Origin of the sequence: Aeromicrobium sp. Sec7.5, assembly GCF_036867135.1 — a bacterium.
Classification (GTDB): Bacteria; Actinomycetota; Actinomycetes; order Propionibacteriales; family Nocardioidaceae; genus Aeromicrobium.
The window spans coordinates 548,697-575,217 of the sequence record NZ_JBAJIJ010000001.1; the positions used below are offsets into that span (position 1 = coordinate 548,697).

General features: G+C 70.9%; 26 protein-coding genes. 17 read left to right on the plus strand and 9 right to left on the minus strand.

The annotated features are described in order from the left end of the window. Both V6S66_RS02820 and V6S66_RS02825 read right to left on the minus strand, forming a co-directional pair. Positions 1–813 carry a class I SAM-dependent methyltransferase gene (locus tag V6S66_RS02820; RefSeq protein ID WP_334205245.1) on the minus strand — a complete coding sequence of 271 codons (813 nt, stop codon included), beginning with the start codon at positions 811–813 and terminating at the stop codon, positions 1–3. A 121-nt stretch (positions 814–934) separates the two neighbouring features. Further along, entirely contained in the window at positions 935–2,392 is a 1,458-nt protein-coding gene (locus V6S66_RS02825) for a GuaB1 family IMP dehydrogenase-related protein (protein ID WP_334205246.1), read from the minus strand. A gap of 131 nt (positions 2,393–2,523) precedes the next feature. On the opposite strand from V6S66_RS02825, the gene V6S66_RS02830 reads away from it, so the two are divergent. Next, complete coding sequence (locus V6S66_RS02830) at positions 2,524–3,195, plus strand: FkbM family methyltransferase (protein ID WP_334205247.1); 672 nt, start codon at positions 2,524–2,526, stop codon at positions 3,193–3,195. Positions 3,196–3,212: 17 nt separating this feature from the next. Then, a complete protein-coding gene (locus V6S66_RS02835; protein WP_334205248.1) occupies positions 3,213–4,244 on the plus strand; it encodes a glycosyltransferase family 4 protein in 1,032 nt (343 codons plus the stop codon). Here V6S66_RS02835 and V6S66_RS02840 read toward each other — a convergent pair. Together V6S66_RS02840 and V6S66_RS02845 are read right to left on the minus strand one after the other, a co-directional pair. Next, positions 4,229–5,347: a glycosyltransferase family 4 protein gene (locus tag V6S66_RS02840; RefSeq protein WP_334205249.1), complete on the minus strand. Its 1,119-nt coding sequence runs from the start codon at positions 5,345–5,347 to the stop codon at positions 4,229–4,231. The two genes, V6S66_RS02835 and V6S66_RS02840, sit on opposite strands and share 16 nt — an antisense overlap. 19 nt (positions 5,348–5,366) lie before the next feature. Beyond that, on the minus strand, positions 5,367–6,020 hold the full coding sequence (locus V6S66_RS02845) for a class I SAM-dependent methyltransferase (protein WP_334205250.1): 654 nt from the start codon (positions 6,018–6,020) through the stop codon (positions 5,367–5,369). 203 nt (positions 6,021–6,223) lie between these two features. On the opposite strand from V6S66_RS02845, the gene V6S66_RS02850 reads away from it, so the two are divergent. From V6S66_RS02850 to V6S66_RS02880, 7 genes are all read left to right on the plus strand, one after another. Beyond that, complete coding sequence (locus V6S66_RS02850) at positions 6,224–7,411, plus strand: hypothetical protein (RefSeq protein ID WP_334205251.1); 1,188 nt, start codon at positions 6,224–6,226, stop codon at positions 7,409–7,411. After that, positions 7,408–8,130: an FkbM family methyltransferase gene (locus V6S66_RS02855; protein ID WP_334205252.1), complete on the plus strand. Its 723-nt coding sequence runs from the start codon at positions 7,408–7,410 to the stop codon at positions 8,128–8,130. The genes V6S66_RS02850 and V6S66_RS02855 overlap by 4 nt, the downstream gene beginning before the upstream one ends. Positions 8,131–8,184: 54 nt before the next feature. Next, a complete protein-coding gene (locus V6S66_RS02860) occupies positions 8,185–8,751 on the plus strand; it encodes a serine O-acetyltransferase (RefSeq protein WP_334205253.1) in 567 nt (188 codons plus the stop codon). Beyond that, positions 8,748–9,599 (plus strand): methyltransferase domain-containing protein, encoded by an 852-nt coding sequence (locus tag V6S66_RS02865; RefSeq protein WP_334205254.1) that lies wholly within the window; start codon positions 8,748–8,750, stop codon positions 9,597–9,599. The genes V6S66_RS02860 and V6S66_RS02865 overlap by 4 nt, the downstream gene beginning before the upstream one ends. A 150-nt stretch (positions 9,600–9,749) precedes the next feature. Beyond that, positions 9,750–9,989, plus strand: a complete 240-nt coding sequence (locus tag V6S66_RS02870) for a hypothetical protein (RefSeq protein WP_334205255.1) — start codon at positions 9,750–9,752, stop codon at positions 9,987–9,989. 7 nt (positions 9,990–9,996) lie between these two features. Then, complete coding sequence (locus V6S66_RS02875; protein ID WP_334205256.1) at positions 9,997–11,367, plus strand: class I adenylate-forming enzyme family protein; 1,371 nt, start codon at positions 9,997–9,999, stop codon at positions 11,365–11,367. Further along, positions 11,364–12,128 (plus strand): SDR family NAD(P)-dependent oxidoreductase, encoded by a 765-nt coding sequence (locus tag V6S66_RS02880; RefSeq protein WP_334205257.1) that lies wholly within the window; start codon positions 11,364–11,366, stop codon positions 12,126–12,128. Before V6S66_RS02875 ends, V6S66_RS02880 begins: the two co-directional genes overlap by 4 nt. A gap of 19 nt (positions 12,129–12,147) precedes the next feature. Here V6S66_RS02880 and V6S66_RS02885 read toward each other — a convergent pair whose 3' ends face one another. Further along, on the minus strand, positions 12,148–13,113 hold the full coding sequence (locus tag V6S66_RS02885) for an IS481 family transposase (RefSeq protein ID WP_334205258.1): 966 nt from the start codon (positions 13,111–13,113) through the stop codon (positions 12,148–12,150). 78 nt (positions 13,114–13,191) lie between these two features. Beyond that, a complete protein-coding gene (locus V6S66_RS02890) occupies positions 13,192–14,517 on the minus strand; it encodes a lipopolysaccharide biosynthesis protein (protein ID WP_334205259.1) in 1,326 nt (441 codons plus the stop codon). Positions 14,518–14,590: 73 nt separating this feature from the next. Between V6S66_RS02890 and V6S66_RS02895 the strand changes: the two genes are divergently transcribed. The 5 genes from V6S66_RS02895 (at position 14,591) to V6S66_RS02915 (ending at position 19,695) form a co-directional block, all read left to right on the plus strand. After that, positions 14,591–15,421 (plus strand): SGNH/GDSL hydrolase family protein, encoded by an 831-nt coding sequence (locus tag V6S66_RS02895; RefSeq protein ID WP_334205260.1) that lies wholly within the window; start codon positions 14,591–14,593, stop codon positions 15,419–15,421. A 29-nt stretch (positions 15,422–15,450) separates the two neighbouring features. Continuing rightward, positions 15,451–16,464: a class I SAM-dependent methyltransferase gene (locus V6S66_RS02900; protein WP_334205261.1), complete on the plus strand. Its 1,014-nt coding sequence runs from the start codon at positions 15,451–15,453 to the stop codon at positions 16,462–16,464. 10 nt (positions 16,465–16,474) lie between these two features. Beyond that, positions 16,475–17,506, plus strand: coding sequence for a GDP-mannose 4,6-dehydratase (locus V6S66_RS02905; RefSeq protein ID WP_334205262.1), 1,032 nt, complete (start codon positions 16,475–16,477; stop codon positions 17,504–17,506). Positions 17,507–17,631: 125 nt separating this feature from the next. Further along, positions 17,632–18,459, plus strand: a complete 828-nt coding sequence (locus tag V6S66_RS02910; RefSeq protein ID WP_334205263.1) for an FkbM family methyltransferase — start codon at positions 17,632–17,634, stop codon at positions 18,457–18,459. Between the two features lie 6 nt (positions 18,460–18,465). Further along, positions 18,466–19,695, plus strand: coding sequence for a glycosyltransferase family 61 protein (locus V6S66_RS02915; protein ID WP_334205264.1), 1,230 nt, complete (start codon positions 18,466–18,468; stop codon positions 19,693–19,695). A gap of 147 nt (positions 19,696–19,842) precedes the next feature. Here V6S66_RS02915 and V6S66_RS02920 read toward each other — a convergent pair whose 3' ends face one another. Beyond that, positions 19,843–20,565 carry a class I SAM-dependent methyltransferase gene (locus tag V6S66_RS02920; RefSeq protein ID WP_334205265.1) on the minus strand — a complete coding sequence of 241 codons (723 nt, stop codon included), beginning with the start codon at positions 20,563–20,565 and terminating at the stop codon, positions 19,843–19,845. Between the two features lie 49 nt (positions 20,566–20,614). On the opposite strand from V6S66_RS02920, the gene V6S66_RS02925 reads away from it, so the two are divergent. After that, a complete protein-coding gene (locus tag V6S66_RS02925) occupies positions 20,615–21,352 on the plus strand; it encodes an oxidoreductase (protein WP_334205266.1) in 738 nt (245 codons plus the stop codon). A 154-nt stretch (positions 21,353–21,506) separates the two neighbouring features. Here the strand turns inward: V6S66_RS02925 and V6S66_RS02930 are convergent, their stop codons facing one another. After that, a complete protein-coding gene (locus V6S66_RS02930; RefSeq protein ID WP_334205267.1) occupies positions 21,507–22,472 on the minus strand; it encodes an NAD-dependent epimerase/dehydratase family protein in 966 nt (321 codons plus the stop codon). Between the two features lie 164 nt (positions 22,473–22,636). Here V6S66_RS02930 and V6S66_RS02935 point away from each other — a divergent pair, with 164 nt between their 5' ends. Both V6S66_RS02935 and V6S66_RS02940 read left to right on the plus strand, forming a co-directional pair. Beyond that, on the plus strand, positions 22,637–24,073 hold the full coding sequence (locus V6S66_RS02935) for a polysaccharide biosynthesis tyrosine autokinase (RefSeq protein WP_334205268.1): 1,437 nt from the start codon (positions 22,637–22,639) through the stop codon (positions 24,071–24,073). Between the two features lie 9 nt (positions 24,074–24,082). After that, a complete protein-coding gene (locus tag V6S66_RS02940) occupies positions 24,083–25,453 on the plus strand; it encodes an O-antigen ligase family protein (RefSeq protein ID WP_334205269.1) in 1,371 nt (456 codons plus the stop codon). A 235-nt stretch (positions 25,454–25,688) separates the two neighbouring features. Here the strand turns inward: V6S66_RS02940 and V6S66_RS02945 are convergent, their stop codons facing one another. Beyond that, complete coding sequence (locus V6S66_RS02945; protein ID WP_334205270.1) at positions 25,689–26,507, minus strand: HAD family hydrolase; 819 nt, start codon at positions 26,505–26,507, stop codon at positions 25,689–25,691. Between the last annotated feature and the right edge of the window lie 14 nt (positions 26,508–26,521).

Sequence of the window (26,521 nt, forward strand, 5' to 3'; positions counted from 1 at the left end):
TCAGGCCGTGCGACGGCGGCCGATCAGGCCGAACTCGCTCGGGAGGTCCATCCGGCCGAGGGCCTTCTGGAAGAAGGGGCTCTGCGTCGACCAGTACGTGAACAGCTCCACGTCCTCGAAGTGCTGCCGCAGCTCGGTCTCGAGCGACTGCTCGTCGACCCCGTCGCGGACGACGTGGTACTCGACCAGGTCGGAGGTCTCGGTCTCGGTCCACTCGCCCTTGAGGCGTCGGATCCGTGTGGCGAGTCCCCGCCGGTAGTTGCCCTGGGCCAGGCGCCAGAGGAAGTAGGTGCCGCGCTGGGCGACGTGTGTACGCCGCTTGCGCCGCGGGTAGTAGGTCGGGTCCTGGGCCGAGTAGAAGAATCCGCCGGGCTCGACCAGCGGGACCAGGTCACCGACGAACGTCACGTAGTCGGGGATGTGGTGCAGGAGGGCGGCGCACACGATCCCGTCGAACTGCTCGTCGTGCTCGAAGATGTCGCCGCCGGTGCTGTCGAAGAAGACCTCGACGTCGTCGCGTCCGGCGAACTTCTCGGTGAGCATCGCCGCGCTGGCCCGGCTCGCCTCCGTGACCGTGACGCGGGCGCCGGCGGCCAGCAGGAAGTCGGAGAACGTGCCGTGGCCCGCACCGATCTCGGCGACGTGGCACGAGCCCTTGCGGGCGATCGTCTCGCGCACGAGGTCGGACAGGTGGTCGGCGATCATGCGGCGCAGCTCGGGGTGCCGCAGGTGCGGGGAGCCCTTGACGTAGTCGTGGCCCTCACCGTGAGCGGAGTTCTGCGTGGCGACGACATTCTGCGGTTCGTGGGTCACAGCTGCTCCTCCGGTCGGGGCGACGGTCTCGTCATGAGGCGGGCCACGTCGATCAACGATACGCAGGTCCAGAGGTTCCGTGGGCCGAGCGACCAAACCCTCGACGCAGGTCGCGCGCCCTTCACCAAGAGGCGTGGAGCGGACGGCCTTCGTCGTAGCCGGCGGAGCTCTGCAGGCCGACGACGGCGCGCTCCGCGAACTCGGCGATCGTGCGGGCCCCGGCGTAGGTGAAGCTCGAGCGCACGCCCGCCGTGATCTGGTCGACGAGGTCCTCGACGCCCGGGTTCTCGGGGTCGAGGAACATGCGCGAGGTCGAGATGCCCTCCTCGAACAGCGCCATGCGCGCCTTCTCGAAGCCGGCGGCGTCCCGGGTGCGGTTGGCGACGGCCCGCGAGGAGGCCATGCCGAACGACTCCTTGTAGGGGCGCCCGTCCGGGCCGAACTTGAGGTCGCCGGGGCTCTCGTGCGTGCCGGCGAACCACGAGCCGATCATGACGCTCGCCGCGCCGCCGGCCAGCGCCAGCGCGACATCGCGGGGGTAGCGGACGCCGCCGTCGGCCCACACGTGCGCGCCGAGCTCCCGGGCCGCGGCCGCGCACTCCAGCACCGCCGAGAACTGGGGGCGCCCGACGCCGGTCATCATGCGGGTCGTGCACATCGCGCCCGGACCGACGCCGACCTTGACGATGTCGGCGCCCGAGGCAACCAGCTCACGGGTGCCGTCGGCCGAGACCACGTTGCCCGCCGCGATCGGGACGCGACGACCGGTGCGGGACTCGAACGCGTCGCGCTCCTCCCGGACGATCGGTAGCGCGTCGGCCATCTTGATCTGGTGTCCGTGGGCGGTGTCGACCACGATGACGTCGATGCCGGTCTCGAGCAGCTCGCGGGCCTTCGCGCGGACGTCGCCGTTGATGCCGACGGCGGCGCCGATCACGAGACGACCCTCGGGGTCCGTGGCCGGTGTGTAGATGCTGGAGCGGAGCGCGCCCTTGCGGGTGACGACCCCCACGAGCGTGTCGCCGTCGAGGACCGGGGCGACCGGGCGGTGCTGGCTCGTGAGGGCGTCGAAGTAGGCGCGCGGCTCGAGGCCGGCGTCGACCGTGAAGAGGTCGGGGTCCATGACCTCGTGCACCTGGGCGAACCGGTCGACCTCGGCGCCGTCGCGCTCGGTGACGATGCCGAGCGGCTTGCCGTCGTCGACCACCACCGCGGCGCCGTGCGCCCGCTTCGGGATGAGGCTCAGCGCCTCACCGACCGTCATCGACGAGGCGACCGTGACGGGCGTCTCGTAGACCGGGTGGGCGGCCTTGACCCGGCGCACGGTCGAGCCCACGACGTCGATCGGGATGTCCTGCGGGATGATCGCGATGCCCCCGCGGCGGGCGATCGTCTCGGCCATCCGGCGGCCGGAGATCGCCGTCATGTTCGCGACGACGAGCGGCAGCGTGGTGCCCGTGCCGTCGGCGGTGGCGAGGTCGACGTCGAACCGGCTCGTGACGTCGGAGCGCCGCGGCACCATGAAGACGTCGTTGTACGTCAGGTCGTGCGAGGGCTGCAGGCCGTTGAGGAACTCCACGGCTGAAGTCTAGGTCGCGGCACCGACGTGCGGTCGCGGCCGATGGATGGTGCCGCGATCTGGGCGATCCGGGCAGGTCCCACTAGAGTTTGGGTGACCAGATCTGCCCGACTGCACCGACGGGGGACCCGATGGCCCTGAGAACCTTCGTGCTCAAGGCACGGCTCAAGCTCACGATCTTCGCGTTGGAGTCCTATCTGCGGCCCGAGCGGCCGGCCGGCATGCTCCGGTTCGGCACGTTCTACGGGGGCTGGTGGATCCCCGAGATCGACCCGTCGCGGGGCCCGGCCTTCTGCGTGGGTGCCGGCACCGACGTGACGTTCGACCTCGAGCTGAAGCGGCTCGGCTACACCGTGCACACCGCCGACCCCACCCCGGCAGCGGTCGAGTACGTCACGCGCGAGCACCCCGGTCTCAGCTTCTTCCCCGTCGGGGTCTGGTCCGACGACGGTGAGCTCGAGTTCGCCCAGGACGAGACCTGGACCGAGTCGTGGGCGATCGGCTCGAACGTGTCCGTCAGCACCGGCACGGTCTCGATGCAGTCGTTCCCGGTCGTGACGGTCAAGTCTCTCATCGCGCTCGCCGGCGAGAGCGAGGCCGGCTTGCTGAAGCTCGACATCGAGGGTGCCGAGCACGCCGTGCTGGAGCAGATGATCGCCGACGGTGTCCGCCCCGTGGTGCTCTGCATCGAGTTCGACGACCACCGCGTGCGTCGCGTGCTGGCGTCGACGCGGATGCTGCAGAAGGCCGGCTACCGGCTGCTGCAGATCGAGGGACTCAACTACATCTACGTGCGCGACTGACCGCTTAGGATCGGCGCGTGCCCACCCGCCGCCTCGTGCGCGTCTTCGGCCCGCTGCCCCCGCCGGTGCACGGCGCCTCGCGCGTCACACGCATGGTCGCCGATCTCGTCGCTGCGGAGCCCGGCGTGCTGGTCCGCGCGTACGACTCCAACGACGGGGTCGGTGTGGCGACCCGCCTCGCGCGCCTGCTGAGGGGTCTGGCGAGCCTCGCCCTGGGGCGTCGTGGATCGGTCTACGTCGGCGGCGCGGGGGGCGAGCTGCTCTGGTACCAAGCCGTCGTGGTGCTGCTGGCCCGGCTGCGGCGCCAGCCGGTCGCCTTCCACCACCACAACTTCAGCTACCTCCACGACCGGGACCGCGCGATGGCGGCGCTGTGTCGCGCCGGGGGCAGCCGGGTGCGGCACGTCGTTCTCGGACCGTCGATGGAGAGCGCGCTGCGCGACGTGTACCCGAGGGCGACCGACGTCCGGGTCTGCTCGAACGCTGGACTGCTCGGCGATGTCACGCCGGCCGAGCCCGGGGAACCGGGCCCCCTGGTGCTCGGCCACCTGAGCAACCTGTCCCGGGAGAAGGGCGTCGACCTCGTGATCGAGTCGGCACGGCAGCTGCTCGACGCCGGGGTCGAGGTGACTCTCGTGCTGGCCGGTCCGTGCGCGGACGCCGAGGCCGAGGCGGTCGTCCAGGCGGGGCGACGCGACCTCGGCCCAGCGCTGGAGGTCCTGGGCCGGGTCGCCCCCGAGCGCGTCGATGAGGTCTACAGCCGTCTCGACCTGTTCGTCTTCCCCAGTCGCTACCGCAACGAGGCCGAGCCGCTCGTCGTGCTCGACGCGATGCGGCACGGAGTCGAGAGCGTCGCTTTCGACACGGGATGCTTGCGCGAGCTGGTCACGTCCGACCACCTCGTGCCGCTCGAAGGCGACCTCCCCGCACTCGTGGCGCGGATCGGCCACGTCCGCCGTGGTCACTCGGATGCGACACGGCGCTACACGGCGCGTCGCGACCAGGCGCGGGTCGCGCTACGCGAGCTGGTCGACTACCTCGTGGGCTGAGCCCGGAGCTCCTCGAGCCGCCAGCCGATCTGCTCATGGAGGTTTCGGGCCCATCCGGCCGAGCTCGTGCGGCTGCCGAGGGCGCGGCTCAGGTCCGACATCTCCCCGAGTCGGGCGACGCCCTCGGTGGTGTCGGCCAGGGCTGCCATGTGCGTCATCGACGCCGCGAGCGCGCCCGCGTCACCGCTGGCGACGGTCCACCCGTTCTGGCCGTCCTGGACGAAGAACGGGGCCGCGCCGACCTGGTAGGTGGTGATCAGCGGCAGACCGCTGACGGCGGCCTCGTGCAGCGCCACGCCGTAGGGGTCGATGCGGGAGGGGAGCACGAAGGCCGAGACCGACCGCATCAGCTCGGCCAGCTCGGCCGGCTGCTGGAAGCCCAGCATGTGCACGCCCTCGAGGCCCGCGAAGTCGGAGGCCAGGGGGCCGAGGCCCGCGACTGCGAGGTCCCACGGGTCGGCACTGGCGGCGCGGTACCGGCGGTAGGCCTCGGCGAGCACGTCGGCACCCTTGTGGTGGACGAGGCGTTGGCACGCGAGGAACGTGCGGTGCCCCGCGATCTCCTCGCCCGTGCGCGGACCCGACCCGAACATGCTGGTGTCGGCCGTCAGGGAGCCGCGGATGACCTGGTCCTCGCCGAAGCCGAGACGACGCGCGAAGAACTCCGTGCGGTCACTCGGCACCATGACGCAGTCGAAGATCGACTGCACCCACCACGGGGCGACGACGCGGCCGGCCCACTGCTTGGCGACGTTGCGCCAGACGTTGTCCATCCAGCAGACCCGCAGCGTTCCGGCCGGGAGCGCCTTGACGGCCGCGCGGTAGGGACGGAAGTGCCACGAGTGCATCAGGACCGCATCGGGGGCGAACGCGCGGACGACCTCCGTGATCTCGCCGTCGGCGGGCGCGCCGTGCCACAGGTGCACCTGGGCGTACTCGCCGAAGCCGAGGTCGGCGTAGTTGGTGTCAGGTGCGGTGGTCGGGGTCACGACCAGCAGCTCGACGCCGCGTGCGGCGAGCTCGCGGCACGCGGCGTCGTTGAACCCGGCCCAGCCGGACGCCAGGACGGCGACACGCAGGGATCGGGCCGGTGCAGGTGTCATCGGGGCCTCGGCCTGCGGGTCAGCGGGTCGCCTCGACGACCAGCTGCACCCCGCCCTCGTCCGCGCGCATGTCGATGCCTGCCAGCTCGGGGCGGTCGCTCTCGCCGTGCTCGTAGCGCTTGATGTCGCTGAAGCCGGCCCGCGTGAGCTCGGCGGCCATCGTCTCGAAGTCCCACAGGTAGCCGTGGTGGTGGCCGAACTCGGCGATCGGGATGCGGACCCAGTCGATGGGGTGCTCGACCGTGAGACCGATCTGCTCGTAGACCTTGGCGCTCGGGTCACCCTTGGGCGCCACGCCGGCCAGGTACTTGTCGACGTGGGCCCGCAGATCGGGCGTGACCATGCGGATCGCGCCGCCGGGCTGCAGGCAGCGGAACGCCTCGGCAAACAGGACCTGCGCACCCTGGAGCGTGATGTGCTCGACGACGTTGTCGGAGTAGACGTGCGACAGCGAGGCGTCCTCGAGGGGCCACGGCGCAGTGGCGTCGAGGAAGTGGCGCGTCACCGCGCTGACGTTGGTGACGACCCAGCCCTCGCGGGGCACCAGGCCACCGATCTCCAGCTTGAACGGACGCGGGGCGCTCGCGAAGGCCGTCTTGGCGCGACGACGGGCGATCGGCGTGTTGACGGCGAGGACGGGCGGGCGCACGACGGCGCGGATGGCGGGATGCACGGGAGGAAGACTAGTCCGTGACCATGTCCGGCAGGGAGCAATCGCCATGACATCTGTGCGGGGCCCGCGTGAGCATCTTCACCCGTGACCCGACCCACGTCTGGGCGTGGCCGGGCGCGCCGAACCACCCTGGCAGGCGGGCTGCCGTTGGTAGGGTGTGCCGACCGTGGGCGAGCCGCCACGGCGACCTTCCGAGGAGACTGATGTCGAACGACCGGACGGCGACCGTGATCGTCGAGCCCGACCCCGGAGGTCACCACTTCCAGGCCGTGGGCACCGTGACCGACCTGGCCCAGCGCTTCGGGCCCGTCGTGATGCTCACGAGCCGTGCCGGCGCCGAGAGTCCCGCGCTCGGCGTCTATCTGGGCGGGCACCTCGAACGGGGTGACCTGAAGGTCGTGGAGGCCTTCGAGCTCAAGGTTCCGGCGACCCGCGACATGGCGGCGGAGGCCGCGCGGTGGTGCCGCGACGGCGTCGACGGAGCGGCGGTCTCGCGGGTCGTGCTGATGGACGGCGACCAGGCCCTCAAGCGCTGGTGGGCCGTCGCTCCGAAGCAGCTGCGCGGCCTCGCGACCCGACCGCGGGTCATCTTCATGCTGACCCGCTACCCCGCCCGCCTCGCGCTGACCGACCTGACGGGCTGGCGCCTGCGAGGTCCGAAGGCGATCCTGGCCCTCATGGCGATGGCCACCCGCACCCTGCACCGCGCCGTCGGCTTCAGCGGCCGTGAGGACACCTCGACCGGTTGGGTCGTCAAGCGCGTGCGTGATCCGCACTACAGCTCGGCGCACTCGAGGGACCGGGCCGCGCACCGCGCGGAGCTCGGGCTCCCCGCTGACCGGGTGCTGGTCGGCATCTTCGGCGCGGTCGACGCCCGCAAGAACCCGCCGCTGATCCTTGAGGCGATCGACGTCGCCGGGCTCGACGCGATGCTCGTCGTCGCGGGCGGCTTCGACGACGAGGTGCGCGCGTGGGCCGACGGCCTCGACGAGACCGACCGGGCGCGCGTCTTCCTGCGTGACGAGTTCCTCGACAACGACGTGCTCGATAGCTTCGTCGCCTCGGTCGACGTCGTCCCGCTGGCCCTGACGAACAACGGCCCCAGCGGCATCATGGGCAAGGCCCAGGCCGCCGGGGTCCCCGTCGTCACCGCCGGCTCGATGGTCCGCGCCCGCGAGGTCGAGGCCACCGGTACCGGCATCGCCTGCGACTTCAGCGCCGTGTCGATCGGTGACGCGATGCGGCGGGCCACCTCCGGTGAGCTGGTCCGCACCGATGCCCACCTGTCCGAGGTCACCGCTGAGGAGTTCGCCATGACGTTGCTCGGGATCGACGCCGACGGGCGGCCGTTCGACCGTCGCCGCGCCATGACCGCGGGAGCGGGCCGATGAGCTGGCGCAACCGGGCGGTCCACACCGTGCTCGGTGCCGTCGCGAACCGCGGCTTCGAGGTGCACCGGCACCCGGCCACCCGCCGCCAGTCGATGCTCGACCGGCACCGGATCGACCTGGTGCTCGACGTCGGTGCCGCCGACGGCGGGTACGGCACGGGTCTTCGAGCGTTCGGTTACACGGGCGAGATCGTGTCGTTCGAGCCGATCGCGGCCACGTTCGCGCAGCTCGGCGAGGTCACCGCGAGCGACCCGCGATGGTCGGCCCGGAACCTCGGGCTGGGCGCGGAGGCCGGCTCCGCCACGATCAACATCGCCTCCAACGGCTTCAGCAGCTCGCTCCTGCCGATGCTCGATGCGCACATCGACGCTGCCCCGCAGGTCCGGTACGTCGGCGAGGAGACCATCACGGTCTCGACGCTCGACATCGAGACCGCTGCTCTACTCACGGACAGGCGGCCGTTCCTCAAGATCGACACCCAGGGCTTCGAGCGCGAGGTGCTGGCCGGTGGCGCTGCCACGGTCGAGGCCGTGCTCGGCCTGCAGCTGGAGCTGTCGCTCGTGCCGTTGTACGACGGAGGCATGCTGATTGACGAGGCGGTGTCGTGGGCCTACGACCACGGCTTCCGGCTGGTCGGGATCGAGCAAGGCTACGCAGCTCCGACGGGTGAGATCCTGCAGATCGACGGGGTCTTCGTCCGGACCGATACCGAGGCCTGAGCAGGTGTCGCGGATCCGGCCTCCGGGCGGCCGGCCTGTAGTAGCGTTCGCCGCGTGACGATCGCCCCCGACCAGCCGGGATTCCGAGAGCTCGTCTTCTCCGACTTCGTGCGGTACCGACCCGGTTCCTCGCCGAGCTGGCTGAAGGTCGTGCTGCGGGTCCCGAGCGTCCCCGGCCTCCTGGCCTCCCTGATCCTGCGGGCCCAGCAGCGACTCTTCGAGAAGGGGCACGGTCGCCTCGCCGACCAGCTCCGCACTCTCGGCAACGTCGTCGTGGGTGCTGACTTCGGCGCGGGCATGAAGGTCGGCACCGGGTTCATGCTGGCCCACCCCGTCGGCGTCACGATCGGCTTCGGCCTGGTGATCGGCGACGACGTCACCTTCGCGGGCGGCGTCACCTGCGCCGCGCGCTACTACGACGACAAGCCCGGCCGCGTCCAGGAGTTCGCGACGATCGGCGACGGTGTGCTGATCGGCGCGAACGCCGTGCTCGTGGGCGGGATCACCATCGGCCGCAACGCCATGATCGGTGCGAACTCCGTCGTGCTCTCCGACGTTCCCGAGGGCGCGGTCGTGATGGGCTCGCCGGCGCGCCGCGTGGGAACCCGGGAGGACGCATGACGACCGACGCCTACGACCCGCAGTCGCACTACGACCGAGTCACCGCCGCCTGGCAGCTCCTGCTCGGTGACGAGCTGCACTACGGCGTCTTCGAGACCGGCGACGAGCCGCTCGCGGTCGCCACGGCGGCCCTGACCCGGCGCATGATCGACGGCGCCGACCTGACGGCTCCCGGGGTCGACGGGCATCCGCTGCGCGTCCTCGACGTCGGCTGCGGCTCGGGCACGCCGGCTCGGGCGATCGCCACGGAGTTCGGCGTGGAGGTCGTGGGCATCACCACGAGCGGCGTCGGCGTCGAGACGGCTCGCGCGCGCACCGCCGAGGCGGGCGTCGCCGGAGTGACCTTCGAGCAGCGCGACGGCACTGCCAACGGCTTCGCCGACGGCGAGTTCGACCGCTCGTGGGCGTTGGAGTCGGCCCACCTCATGCGCGACAAGGCGGCGCTGGTCGCCGAGTGCGCCCGGGTCCTGCGTCCGGGCGGGCGGTTCGTGCTGTGCGACCTCGTCCGATGGCGCGAGATCCCCTTCGCCGAGGTACGCGAGCGCCGCGACGACTTCGCGGTGCTGCGTGCTGCCTTTGGAGACGCGCACTTCGCGACGCTCGACGACTACGAGCAGCTCGCTGCGTCGAACGGGTTGGTGGTCGACCGGCGCGAGGACCTCACGGCCGCGACGCTGCCGACCTTCGACCGGTGGCGGGCCAACGCCGACCGGAACCACGACGCCGTGGTCGACCTGATCGGCGTCGACGGGCATTCGGCGTTCGTCCGCTCGTGCGACATCCTCGAGGCGTTCTGGCGCGACGGCACGTTCGGCTACGGCCTGGTCTCGGCGACCCGCCCCCACTGATCCGAGGAAGCACCGCCCCGTGTGACCCACGTCCGCCCCCGCGCGGGCCAAACCCTCCTGCCGGTCCCGTCCGGCATGGCAGGATGAACCGACTCGTCGCCCCCGTGGGTCCGCCGCGGACCACGACATCGCTAGGAGAACCCCCGGACCATGAGCACTGCGCCCGCTGACGTCCAGAAGACCGTCACCGAGTTCCTGACGTCGATCGACAAGCTGCCGGAGGGATTCGGCGCCGACACGCCGTTGTACGCCGACGGCGCGGAGCTCGACTCGCTCGAGACCGCGGAGCTCTCGGCCACGCTCGAGGACGTCCACGGCAGCGACCCGTACTCGATCGGTGAGATGCCGCAGACGCTCGGCGAGATCCTCGCCTTCTACGCCGGCGCCTGATCGACCCTTGGACGAGCTGCTCCGCCGGGTCGCCGCGGTCGACCCCGACCGGGTCGCCGTGGTCACCCACGACGACCGGCGCACCTACGCGCAGGTGGCCGACGATGCCCTTCGTGTCGCCGCGGCGCTGACCGAGCGCGGCATCCGTCGGTTCGCGATCGCGGAGGTCGAGGCCGCCGCCGTGCTGCCGCTGCTGGCCGGCGCGTCGCTCGTGGGGGCCGAGGCCTGCCAGTACCCGCCCGACTCGCCCGACGACCTGCGGTCCCTCGTCGAGCGCTTCGAGCACGAGGTGCTCGTGACCGATCGCGACGACCTGCAGGGCCTCGCGGCGCAGGTGCTTCCCACCCGGGCACTCCTCGACGGCGCGACGCCCGGGGCGGACGTGCAGGTCGACGCCACGCCGCCCGGCGGCGTGCGCCCCCACCTGGTCCTCACGACCGGCACCACGGGGGCCCCGCGCGGCGTCCGCCACGACTGGAACCGCCTCGTGCGGGGCACGGCCCGCGTGCGCCCGGCGCCCGACGAGCGCTGGCTGCTCGCGTTCGGCCTGCACCAGTTCGCCGGCCTGCAGGTGCTGCTCCACGTCGCCGCCGCGGGCTCGGTGCTCGTCGCCCCCGCGCCGCGCCGACCGATCGAGGGTCTCGAGGCCATGCGGGCGCTTGACGTCACCCACGCGAGCGCGACCCCCACCTACTGGCGCTTCCTCGTCGCGCAGCTGCGCTCCGACGGCGGACCGGTGCCCGGCCTGCGCCAGGTCACGCTCGGCGGCGAGGCGATCCCTGGCCCGCTGCTCGGCGAGCTGCGGGCGGCGTTTCCCGACGCCTCCGTGTCGCAGGTCTATGCGGCCTCGGAGTTCGGCTCGACCGGATCCATGCGCGACGGCCGGGCGGGCCTGTCGGTCGACGTGCTCGACCGGGGCGACGACGCCGACGTCGACATGCGCATCGTCGAAGGCGAGCTCTGGATCCGATCCCGCACCGGCATGCTCGGCTACCACGGCGAGCCCGCCGTCGAGGCCGACGGGTGGCGCGCCACCGGCGACCGCGTCGAGATCGTGGGCGACCGCGTCCACTTCCGCGGACGCACGTCCGAGATCATCAACGTCGGGGGCGTCAAGGTGCACCCGCTGCCGATCGAGGACCGGGTCGCCGCGGTCGACGGCGTCGTCATGGCACGGGTCTACGGACGTCCCAACGCCATGACGGGCGCGATCGTCGCGCTCGAGGTCGTCGCGGCCCCCGGCACCGACCAGGCCGAGCTCAAGGCGGCCCTCAAGGCCGCCTGCGCCGACCTCGCACCTGCGGCGCGACCGCGCAGCATCACCTTCGTCGACGACATCGCCACCAAGGGCAGCAAGATCCTCAGGAGAGAACCGTGACCACGCACACCGAGAACGTCCAGACCCAGGCCCGCGAGCCGCGGGTCGTCATCGTGACCGGCGGCAGCCGCGGGCTCGGTGCCGGCATCGTCGAGTCCTATCTCGCCTCCGGCGACCGCGTCGCTGCGTGCGCACGCTCGGTCACGCCCGAGGTCGAGCGGTGGCGCACCGAGCACCCCGACCACTTCTTCTTCGCGACGGCCGACCTGTCGCGCTCCGAGGACGCGAAGTCGTTCGTCGACGCCGTGATCGAGACGTGGGACCACGTCGACGTCCTGATCAACAACGCCGGCGTCGCGCGTGACGGCATCCTCGGCCTGGCCTCGGACGAGGACATCGACATCGTCGTCGACCTCAACATCAAGGGCACGCTCTACATGTCGCGCCTCGTGAGCCGTCGCATGCTGGCCCGCCGGTCCGGCTCGATCGTCAACATCTCCTCGATCGTCGGCCGGTCCGGCTACCGCGGGCTCGGCGTCTACAGCGCCACCAAGGCCGCGCTCGACGGCCTGACCCGCTCGATGGCGCGTGAGCTGGGCTCCCGCGGCATCACGGTCAACGGCATCGCCCCGGGCTACCTGCGCACCGAGATGAGCCACGGCCTCGACGAGGGCCAGATGGGCCAGATCGAGCGCCGCACACCGGCCGGTCGTCTCGGCGAGCCGGTCGACGTCGCGCGGGTGTGCCAGTTCCTGACCGACCCCGCCGGCAGCTACCTGACCGGCCAGGTCATCGTCGTCGACGGCGGCCTGACGAGCTAGTTGTACTCGGCTGACACGTTCATGACAGTCGGCTGATCGGGGGTCGTCCTCCGAGGGCTGAGTGGCGTCGTTGATTGTTGTAGTGCTCGAGCCAGGGTGCAAGGGCTTCGGTGCGGGCGGTGTTGCTGGTGAAGACCTGCCGGTAGGCCCACTCGACCTGCAGGGTGCGGTTGAAGCGCTCCACTTTCCCGTTCTGCCAGGGGCAGTGCGGTCGGATGGTGATGTGCTTGGCGCCGAGCTCCTCGATGGCGGCGGCGAAGTCGTTCGAGCGGGTGTAGTTCAGGGCGTTGTCGCTCATGACCTGACGAATCGTGATGCCGTGCGCGGCGAAGAACTCGCCGGCTCTGCGCAGGAAGTCTGCGCAGGTGGGTCCTTGTTCGTTGGGCAGGATCTCGGCATAGGCCAACCGGGAGTGGTCGTCGACGGCGGCGTGGACGTAGTCGAATCCGATGCGGGCCTTCTTGGCCGCGGAGGTCGATCCCATCTGGCGACCGTGCGCTCTCCAGCCGCCGCCGTCGGGGATCCGGCCGATCTTCTTGACGTCGATGTGGATCAGATCGCCCGGGAACTCGCGCTCATAACGCCGGGACGTGGTCTTCGAGGCGCGGATGACGTCTCCGGTCAGTGGGTCGCACTCGCGCAGCAGCGGGACCCGGTGACGGGCCAGGATCGCCCCGACCGTCCGGGCGGGGACACCCAGCTCGGGACCGAGAACGTCGGGGCCCTCACGATGAGTCCGGCGACGGGTCAACACCGCGGCCTCGATCACCGCTGGTGTTCGCCGCGGCTGGCGACGCGGACGCGACGACCGATCGCGAAGCCCGGCCTCGCCCTCGGTGCGGAACCGATTGACCCACCGGCTCGCGCACTGCCGTGAGACCCCCAGCTCTTTCGCGACATGGGCGACCGGCCGGCCGTCATCGATCACCCGCCTGGCGAGCAGACGACGACCATGAATGTTCAAACGGGCATTAGCGTGGGACACGAGGACCTCCTGGGCCTGTGGGCGACTTCGACATCTCCACTAAGCCCGGAGGTCCTCACCTTTCACAAGACCCCACCGTCACCAACGTCTCTGCTGAGTACAGCTAGTCGCTCGCCCGCGGTGCCTTGCGGATGGCGCACGGAAGACTGCTCGGCCGAGGGCCAGGCAGCTCAGCAGCCCCACGGCCGCGAGGCTCATGCCGACCCCGTCGAGACTTTCACGCAGAGCCGAGAGTGCGATGCCGACGACCAGCACCGGTAGCAGGGCCAGCTCGACCCAGGAGGCGACGCCACCGCGTCCCTGGCCCTGGAGTGCGGCGATCAGCACGCGCCGCAGAGCCAGGAGGCCGTCGGCCACGATCAGCCAACGCGCGACGCTGACGGCACCGACGAACTCCTCGCCGAACGCCAGCCGGATGACCGGCTCCACGAGGAGCTCGAGCACGGCGACGATCCCGCCCACCAGCACCAGCGAGATCGTGAACCAGCGGCGGACCACGGCGCGCTGCTGGGCGGGGTCGCCCTGGTGAGCGGCAACCCGCGGCAGGACGACGACGCTCACCGCGTTGCTGACGAGGCGGCAGAGGTTCGAGACGGCCAGGCCGGTGGCGAACAGACCGAGCGCCGTGGTCCCGAGCAGTCCACCGACAAGGATCCGCTCCAGGCCCAGACCGTCGAGGGGGCGCACGCCGCTGACGTAGTTGCCTCGGGCCTCGGACCAGAGCGATGCCTCGGGGACCCGTCGTTCGGCTCCGACGTCGTCACCACGTTCGGCAGGGAGCAGCGAGGCCATGGCCACGAGCACGCTGAGCACACCGGTCGCGATGTAGGCCAGGAGGACGTCCGTCGCGCTCCAGCCCCAGTCGAGCGCCGCGACGACCGCCAGCGCGATCGTGAACAGCCCCTGCGGGGTCAGTGCGACCCAGGCCATGCGCACGAGGCGTCCCTCGCCCTGCATCGCCCCGCCGATGATCGAGAAGAACAGTGTCTGCAGGGTCACGACGACCGCGATGACGGCAATCTCGAACCGTTGACCTGCTGCTCCGTCGTCGAGCAGCACCAGCATCAGGCCGCCGGCGACCAGGCACGGGAGGAGCAGCAGCCAGCCACGCCGGCGGAAGACGTGGCCGAGACCGTCGCGGGCGTTGGCCCCGCGTTCGGCGAGCAGCTTGGTGATGGCCGGGGGGAGGCAGCCGCCGAAGCTGAGCTGCGCGGCGAAGACGCTGACGGCCAGGACCAGGGCGATGACGCCTCGGCCCTCGACGCCCAGGAGCCGCGCCATGATGATGCCGGTCACGAGCGTGAGGAGCTGCAGGCCGAACGTGGCACTCACGATCAGCAGGAAGGTGAGGGCGTCACGGAGGGGCCGGACGGGGGAGGTCGTGTCGTTCGTCGCCTCCGTCACGCGTAGAGCATACTGGCGCCTGCCGGTCGTGACCGGTGATCGTCGTTGCCGCTCGTCGATACGGAGAGACCCGATGCCGCAGTCCCTTCCCCTGCCGATCCGGGTCCTCGTCAAGGGCGCGTCGACCGTGGGCTGGACGTCCTGGATGAACGGTCCGCGCCAGGACTTCATCGTGCCGCGCGTCATCGAGTCCGAGCTGCTGGCCGGGGGGCGACCGGTCGACCTCCGCACGTCCACGATGGCCTCGGAGAAGACCGACACGATCCTGGCCACCTGGCAGCAGGAGGTCGTCGGCTTCTCGCCCGACGCGATCGTGCTGGTCTACGGCCACTACGAGACGATCCACCTGATCCTGCCGCGGTGGCTCGAGATCCACGCCAACAGCCTGCGCGGGAAGCCGCGCCGGGCGGCGCTGCTCTACCGGCGCGCGGTGCTGCGCCCGGCCTGGAAGTTCCTCGCCCGGCTCCAGGCGGCCATCGACGCCCGCCTCGAGCCCACGCGGCTGCGTCCGAGGCGCCCCCGCAGGGTCGTCGCCGACCTGGAGACGTACATCGGCCACGTGCAGAAGGTCGCGAGCCCCATGGTGCTGCTGGTCGAGCTCCTGCCGCCGAGTCCCCGGGTGCGCTCCTGGTTCCCGGGGATGCCCCGTCGCATCGAGGTCATGAACGAGGCCGTGGCGGGCCTCGTCGACCGGCTCGACCTCCCGCACGTGCGGCACGTCGCGGTCCAGGACCTGGTCGACGAGCACTTCGACGGTGACCTCGACCGCGCCACGCCCGACGGATTCCACTACTCCCCGCAGCTGCACCGTCTCGTCGGCGAGCGCCTCGCCGGTCACATCTCGGCGTGGGCCGCGACCCAGTCCCACCTCGTGTCCGAAGACACCTCGCGGGAACGTCCGTGAGCGGCGCCGGACTTCCGTACGATGCAGCCATGTCGAGCCCCGTCCCCGTCGCCACGCCCGCCCGTCCGTCGGCGAAGCAGCGTGCCGCCCGTGTTCTTCCCTCCCCGGTCGTCGAGCGTCTGGACCGTGTCGTGTTCGGGGTCCGCAAGGGCCGCGTCCGCCTGACCCGGAAGGCTTTCGGGGCCCTGGGCTTCAACATCGTCAAGCGAGCCGACTACTACTCCACGCTCCCGGTGCTGGAGGAGATTGAGCAGACGCGCGAGCGCTGGGACAAGCCGAGCGAGCTCGTCGGCATCGACATCGACGTGCCCGCGCTGGTCGCGCGGCTCACGCAGCTCGCCGACGCCTGGGACGCCGAGTACCGCGAGACCACGGGTGACTTCCTCACGAACACGCGCCTCGGGTTCGGGCCCGGGTACCCGCACCTCGACTCGCGCACGCTCTACTTCATGCTCCGTGAGCACAAGCCGCGCCGCTACCTCGAGGTCGGCTCCGGACTGTCGACGTACTACGCCTCCCTCGCGGCGGCGCGCAACGCCGAGGAGGGGTCGCCGCTGGCCATCACGTGCATCGAGCCGTACCCCTTCGACGCGCTGCGCACGCTGCCGGACTTCTCCCTGGTCGAGGGATTCGTGCAGGACGTGCCTTTCGCGACCTTCGAGGAGCTCGAGGCCGGCGACGTGCTGTTCATCGACTCCTCGCACGCCCTCAAGATCGACAGCGATGTCGCGTACCTGTTCCTCGAGGTGCTGCCGCGGCTCAAGCCCGGCGTGCTGGTGCACATCCACGACGTGCACTTCCCGTTCAACGGCCCCTACCCGGCCGACACCTGGCTGTTCGGCGAGCGCTGGCCCGTGTACTGGAACGAGGCGATGGTCGTGCAGACCTTCCTGACGTTCAACTCGGCCTACGAGGTCCTGCTCTCGGCGCCGATGATCCGGCACACCGACGAGTCGGTCCTGACCGGCCTGTTCGACGACTACACGCCGCTGAGCGAGGACGCGAACCCGCCGTCATCGCTCTGGCTGCGCCGGGTCGACTGACTTCCGAGCCATGACAGCCTCCGAGCCGGTGGCCCGGGTCGCCCTCGTCACCGGGGTCGCCGGCCAGGACGGCATGTACGTGTCGCGCCTGCTGATCGACCGCGGGTGGCACGTCGTCGGCACGACCCGACCAGGGTCGAGGAGCGTCGACCGGATGCGGCCGTACCTGGGCGGTGTCGAGGTCGTGGAGCACGATCAGCGCGACGTCGAGGGTTTCGCCGCGCTCCTGCGCCGGTACCGGCCCGAGGCGATCTACAACCTCGCCGGCTTCAGCGCGGTCCAGGCCAGCTGGAAGGCCGCCACCGAGGTCATGCTGACCAACAGCGTCGCCGTCGTCGAGATGCTTGAGGCGGTCGTGCGCTTCCGCGACGATGCGGGGTTCGCGCCCCGCTTCATCCAGGCGTCCAGTGCCGAGATGTTCGGGCCGGAGACATCCGGGATGCTGACCGAGGTCGTCGCCCACGACCCGCGCACGCCGTATGCGGTCTCCAAGAGCGCGGCCCACTACGCCGTCAACGCGTACCGCGACCGCCACGAGGTCTTCGGGTGCGGCTTCATCCTGTTCAACCACGAGAGCCCGTTCCGCGGCCGGCAGTTCATCGCCGGGCGGATCGCGCGGCTTGCGGCCGAGGTCTCGCTGGGGCGGCCCACACGTCTGACCCTCGGGGCCCTGGACGTCGAGCGCGACTGGGGCTCGGCCAGTGACGTCGCCGCGGCCCTCGTCGCCGCGGTCGACCACGACTCCCCGGCCGACTACGTCGTGGCGACGGGGGAGAGCCACACCCTGCGCGACATGCTGCGGGTCGCCTTCGCGGCCGTCGGCCGCGACGACGCCCTCGACCACGTCGACCTCCAGCCCGCGATGTGGAGCACGATCCAGGCCTCGAGCCTGCTCGGCGACTCCTCGCGGGCCCGCGAGCGCCTCGGGTGGCAGCCGCTCGTTGACTTCGAGACGCTGGTCGAAGGCATGGTGGAGACTGATCTTCGCCGTCTAGCGACGGGTGTGGAGGAGGCGGCCGACTACCTCGGAGCCCACCCGTGACGATGGCCACGCGTTCCGCGAGTTGCGTCCGCTGGGCGTCCGGATCGATATACTCCTCGACGGCGACCGGGCCCGGTGGACGCCGACCGTGCGGCCTTGCGCCGCCCTACCTGTGAGGTGTCGAGATGGCGAGAAGCACGCAGCTGGTCGCACGACGAGTGCGGCAGACCGTGGGGGGCTTCTCCAACGGCGTCGGGGTCCTCGGCGCGATCGCCCGCCATGCCGTAACCGGCAGCCCGGCCGAGATCGAGTACCACACCAGGGACGGCGTCAAGCTCGTCATCCCGAACGAGGCCGGTGCCCGCGTGCCGGTCTACGAGATCCTCGTCGAGGACGAGTACCGCTTGGACTGGCTGACGGCCGGCATCCGTGCTGACGCCAACGTCCTGGACATCGGCGCCCACGTGGGATGCTTCTCCGTCGCCGCGGCCGCCCGTCTGCCCCGAGCGCGGGTCGACTCGTACGAGGCTTCCCCCACGACCTCGGGGTACCTGACGCGCAACATCCAGCTCAACGGCCAAGACGGTCGCGTGCACGGCAACAACCTCGCGGTGCGCGCCGAGGCCGGCACGCTCGAGATCGCCGACTACGGCGCGGCCAGCGGCCACAACGGCGTGCTCCACCTCGACGAGGTCGACGTCCCGCGCGTCACCGTGCCGGCGGTGTCGATGCGCGAGGCGCTGATGGTCAGCGGCCGGTCAGCCGACATCGTGAAGATCGATACCGAGGGGGGCGAGTACGACATGGTGCTCGGCTCCGACCCGGCCGACTGGGCCGGCGTCAGCCGCGTCGTCATGGAGTACCACAACCTGCCCGGCCACTCGTGGGATGAGCTCGAGGAATTCTTCACGCGCGCGGGCCTGAAGGTCGTCGACCGCCGTCCGTACTCCGACGGTCTCGGCCTGGCCTGGCTGTCTCGCGACGACGAGTCCGGCCCGGCGCCCCGGTCGTAGGTCGCCGTGAGCAAGCTGCCGTCGCGGCTGCAGCCGCTCTGGCCGTACGCCAAGCGAGTTCATCGTCTGTTGACGTTCGCCGTCGGTCTCGTCGCGCGCCGGCTCGGTCCGTTCCTGGGTGAGCGTGCGGCGCCGCGCGGCGCCGTGACCTCGGTCGAGGGGTGGGTGTCGCACCCCGGCGCCGGCGTCGTGGTGCACGGCTTCCGTCCCGAGACGCCGCTGGTCCGTGAGGCGCCCGCCGGTGAGCCGGCCGGACACTGGGTGTTCGCACGGTCCGACCGCGCCGTCGTGCCGCCGTCGTTCTGCCTCGAGGTGCCGGGCGGCACGGTCGTGGGCGGCACCGGTGCGGTCATCAGCCGCACGGGCCTGCTCGACGCGGAGTCGAGTCCGTACTTCGGCACCCCTACGTGGCGCGAGCACCCGCTCTTCCTGAAGGGCCGCCTGCCCGCAGTGCAGCACGTCGAGGGCGACCTCCTCGTGCTCGCCACCCGGGGCAGTGCGAACTACTACCACTTCCTGACCGACGTGCTGCCCCGCCTGGGCGTGTACGCCGACGCCGTGCCCGACCCGGCCCCGGACCCGACGGTCCTGGTGCCGCAGGCGCGCGGCTGGCAGCGCACCCTCCTGGAGATCGCGGGTTACGGCCACCTGCCCGTCGTCGAGGACGCGCCCGACCTCGCCGTCCGGGCCGACCGTCTGTTCGTGCCCTCGATCCCCAATGTGCTCGAGATCGCTCCCGCGTCCACGGTCGCCTGGGTCCGCGAGCACCTGCGGCCGCAGGCCGGATCCGATCCGCGCCCCCGTCGGCTCTACGTCACCCGGGGGACGCAGCCGAACAGTCGGCGCGTGGTGCGCGAGGACGAGCTCTGGGCGCTGCTCGAGGAGCGCGGCTTCGAGAAGGTCGAGCCGGGCGGGCTGTCACCGCAGGAGCAGATCGACGTCTTCTCGGCCGCCGAGATGGTCGTCGGCCCGCACGGCGCCGCGCTCACGAACCTGCTGTTCGCCCCCGCGGGCGTCACGGTCCTGGAGCTCTTCACGGCCGCCTACGTCAACCAGTGCTACTGGTCGATCAGTCGGTCGATCCCGGACGCGCACTACGAGTACCTCGTCGACGGCGACGTCACCCGGTACGGACCGGGTTCACCGATGAACGCGATCCTCGCCGACATCGAGATCGACCCGGCCCGCGTCGCCGCGACGGTCGACCGGCTGATCGCCGAGCGCCACGGCGCCTGACCCGGTGCCGGGGCGGTGAGTCAGCAACCATTCCCGGAGGCGTAGGGGTGCTCAGTCACCTGCGCCATGAAGGAGCGGTGAGCGGGCAACCTCATGGTCGGGTCAGAGAGTTGCTGGCCCACCGCCGGTCCAGCAGCGAGTCGTCGCTCAGCGCAGGTCGAACAGCAGGGTCTCGGCCGGCGGCGTCGTGTCGGTGGGCTCGTCGACCTTGACGACCGTGGCGCGCAGGCACCGGGTCATGTGCCGCAGTCGCAGGTGACCGGTGTGCGCCGTGACCTCGCTGAAGGCCTCGCGCACGCGGGCCAGCGCGTTCTCGCCGACCGGCTGCGTGCCGATCTCGGAGGCGAACCTCAGCAGACCGGCCAGGTCGAGCGTCTGCCACTGCGCCAGGTCGGTGGACTCGAGATCCTCGAACAGTCCCGTCGCGCCGAGGGCGTCGACGACGGGCCGGTCCGACCGGCTGCGCTGGCCCACGATGTCGCGCAGGCGTCGGACCCACGGCAGGGACTCGTCGTGCGTGCGCTCGACAGTCGAGACGACGCCGCCGGGTCGCAGGACGCGGGCGATGTCGGCCAGCGCCGTGGGCGACTCGTGCAGGTGCGGGGCCACGACGGCGTCGAAGGAGCTGGCCGCGAAGGGGAGCCGGTCGCCCGAGGCGCGGACGTACTGGACCTCGCGGTGGCGACTGCCCCGGACGTCGTCACCGGCGACGACGACCTCGTGGCCCTGGTCGGCCAGGTGGTACGCGATGGTGCTGTCGCCCAGGTGCAGGACGCACGCCAGACGGTCGCCCGCCAGCCACTTGGCCATGCGGGCCGACGCGTCGTCGTGGCCGACGGCGCTGTGACGGTTGACCGGTGCCTCACCCACCCTCCGGACGGTACAGGCCGAGCCGACGTGCAGAGGTACGCTGCGGGGCGTGTCAGGACCTGAGTCTTCGAGCGCCGACCCGTTCGGGTCCGCCGCCGCCCTCGAGGGACTGCCCTCGCTGTACGCCAGCACCCGTGACGGGATCGACACGGTCCTGCGGGACCGCGGCCTGCGACGCACCACGCCGGAGGACACCGCCGGCTCGCTCCTGCTCGGCGCCGCGGCCAGCTCGACCCTCGAGGGTGCGCCGGTCACGGCCGACGCCCTGGCGGAGGGCGAGGGCGACGCCACGGCCCGCGGTGCGCTGCGGCTGTCGGGTGAGCTGCTCTCGCTGGTCCCCACCTGGTCCCGGTCGCCCGTGCAGGCCGTGGCGCGGATGCACTCGCTGGCCACGCTGGGCGCCGGCGACGCCGGTCGACCGGTCAACCCCGCGGGCGTCGCCCGGCTCGGCAACCTCGCGCAGGTCCTGGGACGCCCCACGACGGCTCCCGGCCTGGTGATCGCGGCCCTGGTGCACGCCGAGATCGTCACGGCCGGGGCGTTCGGCACGCACAACGGCGTCGTCGCCCGGGCGGCTGAGCGACTCGTGATGGTCGTCACCGGCGTCGACCCGGCGTCGGTCACCGTGCCCGAGGCCGGCCACGCCGCCGAGCCCGACGGCTACCGCAGCGCGCTCGAGGCCTACGGCTCCGCGACCGCGGCGGGCACCCAGCAGTGGCTGCAGTACGCGGCCCAGTCGTTCACCCGGGCCGTCGAGGCCTCGCCGGTGGCCCGCGGGCGGCGCTGAGGGCGCTCGGTCGACCTCGGGACCGGCGCTGCGGCGAGTGGTCGCGTGTCGTTCACCACGGTCGGGCGGCCGGTCCGGGTCGAGGTGAGGACCGTGGAGACGGCCCGGCGCCCGCCCGGAGGTCCGGACGGGCGCCGTGGATGGTGCGGGTGCGTCAGACGCGTTCGGCGAGGATGTCGTGGATCCAGCCGTAGGTCTTCTCGAGGCCGTCGCGCAGCGTGATCGAGGGCTCCCAGCCGTAGATGCTGTGGAACATCGTGTTGTCGCTGTTGCGGCCCCGCACGCCCTGGGGCGCGTCGAGCTTGTAGGTGCGCTCGAGCTTGATGCCCGCGATGTCCTCGAGGATGTCGACCATCTGGTTGATCGTCACGAGCTCGGACGACCCCAGGTTGACCGGCTCGACGTTCTCGCCGGCGAGGATCTCCTGCGAGCCACGGACGCAGTCGTCGATGTACATGAAGCTGCGGCTCTGCTCGCCGTCGCCCCAGATGTCGATCGAGTGCTCGCCGGTGAGCTTGGCCCACGCCATCTTGCGCGACAGGGCGGCCGGCGCCTTCTCACGACCACCCTCGAACGTGCCCTCGGGGCCGTAGACGTTGTGGTAGCGCGCGACACGCGTCTCGAGCCCGAAGTCCTCGCGGAAGTGACGAGCCATGCGCTCGCTGAACAGCTTCTCCCAGCCGTAGCCGTCCTCGGGATCGCCCGGGTAGGCGTCCTCCTCCTTCAGGGCGGTGACGTTGGGGTCGGTCTGCTTGTCCCCGGCGTAGACGCAGGCGGAGCTGCTGTAGAAGAAGCGCTTGGTGCCGGCGGCGCGGGCGGCCACCAGCATGTTGGTGCTCGTGAGGACCGAGAGCATGCACTCGGCCTTGTTGTTCTCGATGAAGCCCATGCCGCCCATGTCGGCAGCGAGGTTGTAGATCTCCTCGCTCCCTTCGGCGAACGTGTGGGCCTGACGGGCGTCGGAGCAGTCGCCCACGATGCTCTCGGCGGCCTCGTGGACCTGGTACCACTCGTCCTGGGGCTTGACGTCGACGGCGCGGACGCTCTTTCCCTGGGCGAGCAGGTCGGCGACGAGGTGGCCGCCGATGAATCCACCGGCTCCGGTGACGACGATGGTCATGGGTGAAAAGGCCTTCCGGTGGGCTGCGGGGAACAGCGCGAGTGTAGTCGGGGTGTCGCCGATCGTGGAGTGGTTCGACCGAGTCGTTGGTCCGGTGCTGACACGCCGTTCGCATAGACTCGTCCGTGCCCGACCGACTCGGCGGCACGACGAAGGGTGTTCTGGTGGATCTGCGGCAGTTTCTCACCGCACTGCGGACGCGGTGGCGCTTCAGCCTGGTGACCTTCGTCGCCGGCACGATCGCCACGTTCGCGATCGTCCTGACGATGACGCCGCAGTACGGGTCCAACGTCAAGCTCTTCGTCTCGACCCCCACGGGCGGCCAGGCCGAGTACGCCGCCTCGTTCCTCGTGACCCAGCGGGTCGCCTCGTACGCCGACCTCGCCAAGGACCCCACGATCCTGCAGGACGTCATCGACGAGCTGGACCTCGACATGACCTTCGAGGAGCTCAGCGGCATGATCTCCGCCGAGGTCGTGACGTCGACCCAGACGATCGACATCAGCGTCCGGGCCGACACCCCCGAGCTCGCCCAGCAGATCGCCGAGGAGGAGGCGGCGCAGCTCGTCGACCTCGTCGAGCGCCTCGAGCAGCCCGCCTCGGGAATCGAGGCGGCCGCCATCACGGCGCGGGTCGCGACCGATCCGAGCTTCAGCGACGAGCCGGTCGCCCCCAACGTCACCCTGAGCATCGCGCTCGGCGTGCTCGTCAGCCTGTTCCTCGCGATCGCGGGGGCCCTGCTGCGCCACCTGCTGGACCGCACCGTGAAGTCGCGCGACGACATCGAGCGGATCACCGGCACCCCGGCGCTCGCCACGCTGCCGTTCGAGCCGAACGTCAAGAAGAACCCCATGGCGAGCGACTCCGACGTGTCGCTCGCGGAGGCGTTCCGCGTGCTGCGGACCAACCTGCAGTTCGCCAGCCTCGACGAGTCCGTCCGATCGATCCTGGTCTCGAGCGCCGTCCCGAACGAGGGCAAGACGCTGGTCGCCACGAACCTCGCGCTGTCCATGGTGCAGGTCGGCAAGTCGGTTCTGCTGATCGACGCCGACATGCGCAATCCCAATGTCGCCACGCGGCTCGGCTTGGAGAACTCGGTCGGTGTCGTGTCGGTCCTGCTCGGTCGCACGTCGCTCGCGGGCGCCATCCAACCGCACGCCAATGGCATCAGCTTCCTCGGCACGGGTCCGCGACCTCCGAACCCCGCCGAGCTCCTCGGCACGCACGCGATGCGTCAGCTGATCCGTGACGCCACGGCGATGTTCGACCTCGTCATCATCGACGCCCCGCCCATGCTCCCCGTCGCGGACGCGTCGATCCTCGTCACCGAGGTCGACGGAGCGCTGCTGCTCACGCGCTACGGCAGCACCTCACGCGAGCAGCTCCGGCTGGCGATCACCCGCCTGCAGGGCGTCGGCGGCCGCTTGATCGGCACTGTCCTGAACCGCACGCCGCGCCGGTCGGGCGACACGTACGGGTACGGATACGGGTACGGGTACGGGTACGGAGCGACCGAGGATGCCAAGAACGACCGGAAGGCGGCGCGAGCCATGGCGAAGGAGAACAAGCGCGAGGGCACGGGGCGCCGTGCCTCACGCTGAGGTCCTTCCATGATCGGTGCCGTCGGTGAGAGCAGGCGCGAGTCCCTGCTGCGGTGGGGCACCTGGCTCCTGCCGGTCGGGGTCATGGCCGCCTGCCTCCTGGCGCTGGTGCCCCTGGCGACCAGCTCGACCATCGGAGGCATCGCCGCTATCGGCCTGATCATCGGTGTCACCTCGATCGGCGTCGTGGGTTTCGAGGGTACGGCGATCGGTGCGCTCGTCCTCGGCATCGCGCTCTCGCCGATGGACAACTTGCGCCCCGTCGCGGCCCTGTCGTTCGTCTCCCTGTCCGACGTCTTCCTGCTCGTGGGCATCGGGTGCCTGCTTCCGGTCGTGCTCGGGCGACGCTGGAGCCTCGACCCTTGGTTCCTCGGTGCCGTGGGTGGTCTCACCGGCACGGCCCTGCTCTCCTCGGTGCTGTCCGACGACACGGGGGGCAGTCTGAACAGCGTGCTGCGGCTCGTCGTCGGAGCGATGCTCCTCCCGATTGCTTTCATGGTCTGGCGACCGGGCGAGAAGATGGCGATCATCTTCGCCTGGGCCTTCGTGCTCGGCAACGCCGCGAATTTCTTCGCCTCGTTCACTCAGGGTGTCGGGGACTTCGGCCGGCGGATCGGATTCTCGACCCACCCCAACATCATGGGGCTGTGCGCGATGCTGGCGATCGGCGTGGCCATCGTCCTGTGGGAGGTGCTGCCTCGCTTCTGGGGTGTCATGGCCCTCTTGGCGGCACTGCCGTGCCTGGGCGCAGTGTGGGTGAGTGGCAGCCGCGCGGCGCTGCTCGCCACGGCCGCGGTGATCGCCCTCTATCCCGTCATCAGCCGGTCGATCGTGTCCGCCGTGCTGCTGTTCGGGGCTTCTCTGCCGGTGATCTATGTCGCGGCGCAGGCGATCCTGGCGGGTGAGAGCTCGTCCGACAACGCATTCGGACGGCTCCTCGGTGGCGGCTCGGCACAATACTCGGACCTGGACCGGGAGATGCTGGCCGACGTGGCCACGTCCCAGTTCCAGTCTCACCCTGTCGTGGGCTCCGGATTGGCTGACATCTACGCGGCGCACAACATCTATCTTCAGATCGCCGCAGCCGTCGGAGTGGTGGGCCTGGCCTTCTTCATGGCGATGCTCGGCGCTGTCCTGCTGCGGTGCTTCACGATCGACCGCCGGTTCCTCCTGCTCGTCCTGCCGTGCTCCGGGTACGTCATGATCGGCGTGATCACGACGATCATCTGGGACCGCTACGTCTGGTGCGTGCTCGCACTCCCGTTCCTGCTGCCGCTGCGGCACGAGCTCTCGCAGGACGAGGATGAGGGCGAGGAAAGGGTTCTCGTGGAGGCCGGGGCGCGGGCAGAGAAGGACGGCGCCACCGCTCGGAAGCAGTGACGCCGTCGGGGTCCAGCTTGACTGGTTACCAAGCGTGCTGTCGCGTCAAGGTCGTCCCGGTCCACGACCGTGAGGTCCGCAGATCATCCGGGAGCGACTGCCCTGTGAGACGGGTGATCGCCGCGTGGGTACCGAGTTTTGCTGGGCCGGCTGTGAAGTTCTCGTGCCTCCACCATGCCTCATGTGACCTGAATCACACAACCCCCTCGGCGCGGTTCTTTTCGCCCGCCACCCGCTACGACGAGGTGCGCGAGCGCCGACCCGAGACGAACACAGCGGCGACCACCGCGCCGGCGACGGCACCCACGCCTGCCGCCGTGACGAGGATCTTGCCGACCGGGGTGTCGAGGCGCAGCGGGGAGGTGAGCGCCACAGGTCGACGGAACTCCAGCACGGGCCAGCCGTTCTCACCGGCGGCTCGGCGCAGGGCCTTGTCGGGGTTGACGGCGAAGGCGTGCCCGACCGCCTCCAGCATCGGCACGTCGGTGACCGAGTCGGAGTAGGCGTAGCTCGATCCCAGGTCGTAGCCACGCTCGACGGCAAGCTCACGCATCGCCACGGCCTTGTGCGGACCGTACGCGTACCGGTCGATCTCGCCGGTGTAGCGACCGTCCTCCACGACGAGCGTGGTGGCCACCACGACGTCGGCGCCGAGGAGGGCCCCGATCGGCTCGACGACCTCCGAGCCCGAGGCGGAGACGATGACGATGTCGCGACCGGCAGCACGGTGCTCGGCGATGAGCGCGACGGCCTCGTCGTACACGAGTGGCTCGATGATCGAGTGCAACGTCTCGGCCACAGCCTGACGCACCGTGGCGACCTCCCAGCCGGTCACCATCTGGGTGAGGTAGGCCCGCATCTTCTCGAGCTGGTCGTGGTCGGCGCCACTGACCGCGAACATGAACTGCGCGTAGGCGCTGCGTAGGACCACCCGGCGGCTGAGCAGACCCTCCGCGAGGAACGGACGGCTGAACGCCAGCGTGCTCGACTTCGCGATGATCGTCTTGTCGAGGTCGAAGAACGCGGCCCCTCGCCCGTCGGGCGGCTGTTCCATGACCTCAGCATAGG

Excerpts from the sequence above, each read along its gene's own strand:
- V6S66_RS02830 (WP_334205247.1), top strand. The coding sequence starts at position 2,524 with ATGGCCCTGAGAACCTTCGTGCTCAAGGCACGGCTCAAGCTCACGATC.
- V6S66_RS02840 (WP_334205249.1), bottom strand. The coding sequence starts at position 5,347 with ATGACACCTGCACCGGCCCGATCCCTGCGTGTCGCCGTCCTGGCGTCC.
- V6S66_RS02850 (WP_334205251.1), top strand. The coding sequence starts at position 6,224 with ATGTCGAACGACCGGACGGCGACCGTGATCGTCGAGCCCGACCCCGGA.
- V6S66_RS02855 (WP_334205252.1), top strand. The coding sequence starts at position 7,408 with ATGAGCTGGCGCAACCGGGCGGTCCACACCGTGCTCGGTGCCGTCGCG.
- V6S66_RS02865 (WP_334205254.1), top strand. The coding sequence starts at position 8,748 with ATGACGACCGACGCCTACGACCCGCAGTCGCACTACGACCGAGTCACC.
- V6S66_RS02870 (WP_334205255.1), top strand. The coding sequence starts at position 9,750 with ATGAGCACTGCGCCCGCTGACGTCCAGAAGACCGTCACCGAGTTCCTG.
- V6S66_RS02895 (WP_334205260.1), top strand. The coding sequence starts at position 14,591 with ATGCCGCAGTCCCTTCCCCTGCCGATCCGGGTCCTCGTCAAGGGCGCG.
- V6S66_RS02900 (WP_334205261.1), top strand. The coding sequence starts at position 15,451 with ATGTCGAGCCCCGTCCCCGTCGCCACGCCCGCCCGTCCGTCGGCGAAG.
- V6S66_RS02905 (WP_334205262.1), top strand. The coding sequence starts at position 16,475 with ATGACAGCCTCCGAGCCGGTGGCCCGGGTCGCCCTCGTCACCGGGGTC.
- V6S66_RS02910 (WP_334205263.1), top strand. The coding sequence starts at position 17,632 with ATGGCGAGAAGCACGCAGCTGGTCGCACGACGAGTGCGGCAGACCGTG.
- V6S66_RS02930 (WP_334205267.1), bottom strand. The coding sequence starts at position 22,472 with ATGACCATCGTCGTCACCGGAGCCGGTGGATTCATCGGCGGCCACCTC.
- V6S66_RS02940 (WP_334205269.1), top strand. The coding sequence starts at position 24,083 with ATGATCGGTGCCGTCGGTGAGAGCAGGCGCGAGTCCCTGCTGCGGTGG.
- V6S66_RS02945 (WP_334205270.1), bottom strand. The coding sequence starts at position 26,507 with ATGGAACAGCCGCCCGACGGGCGAGGGGCCGCGTTCTTCGACCTCGAC.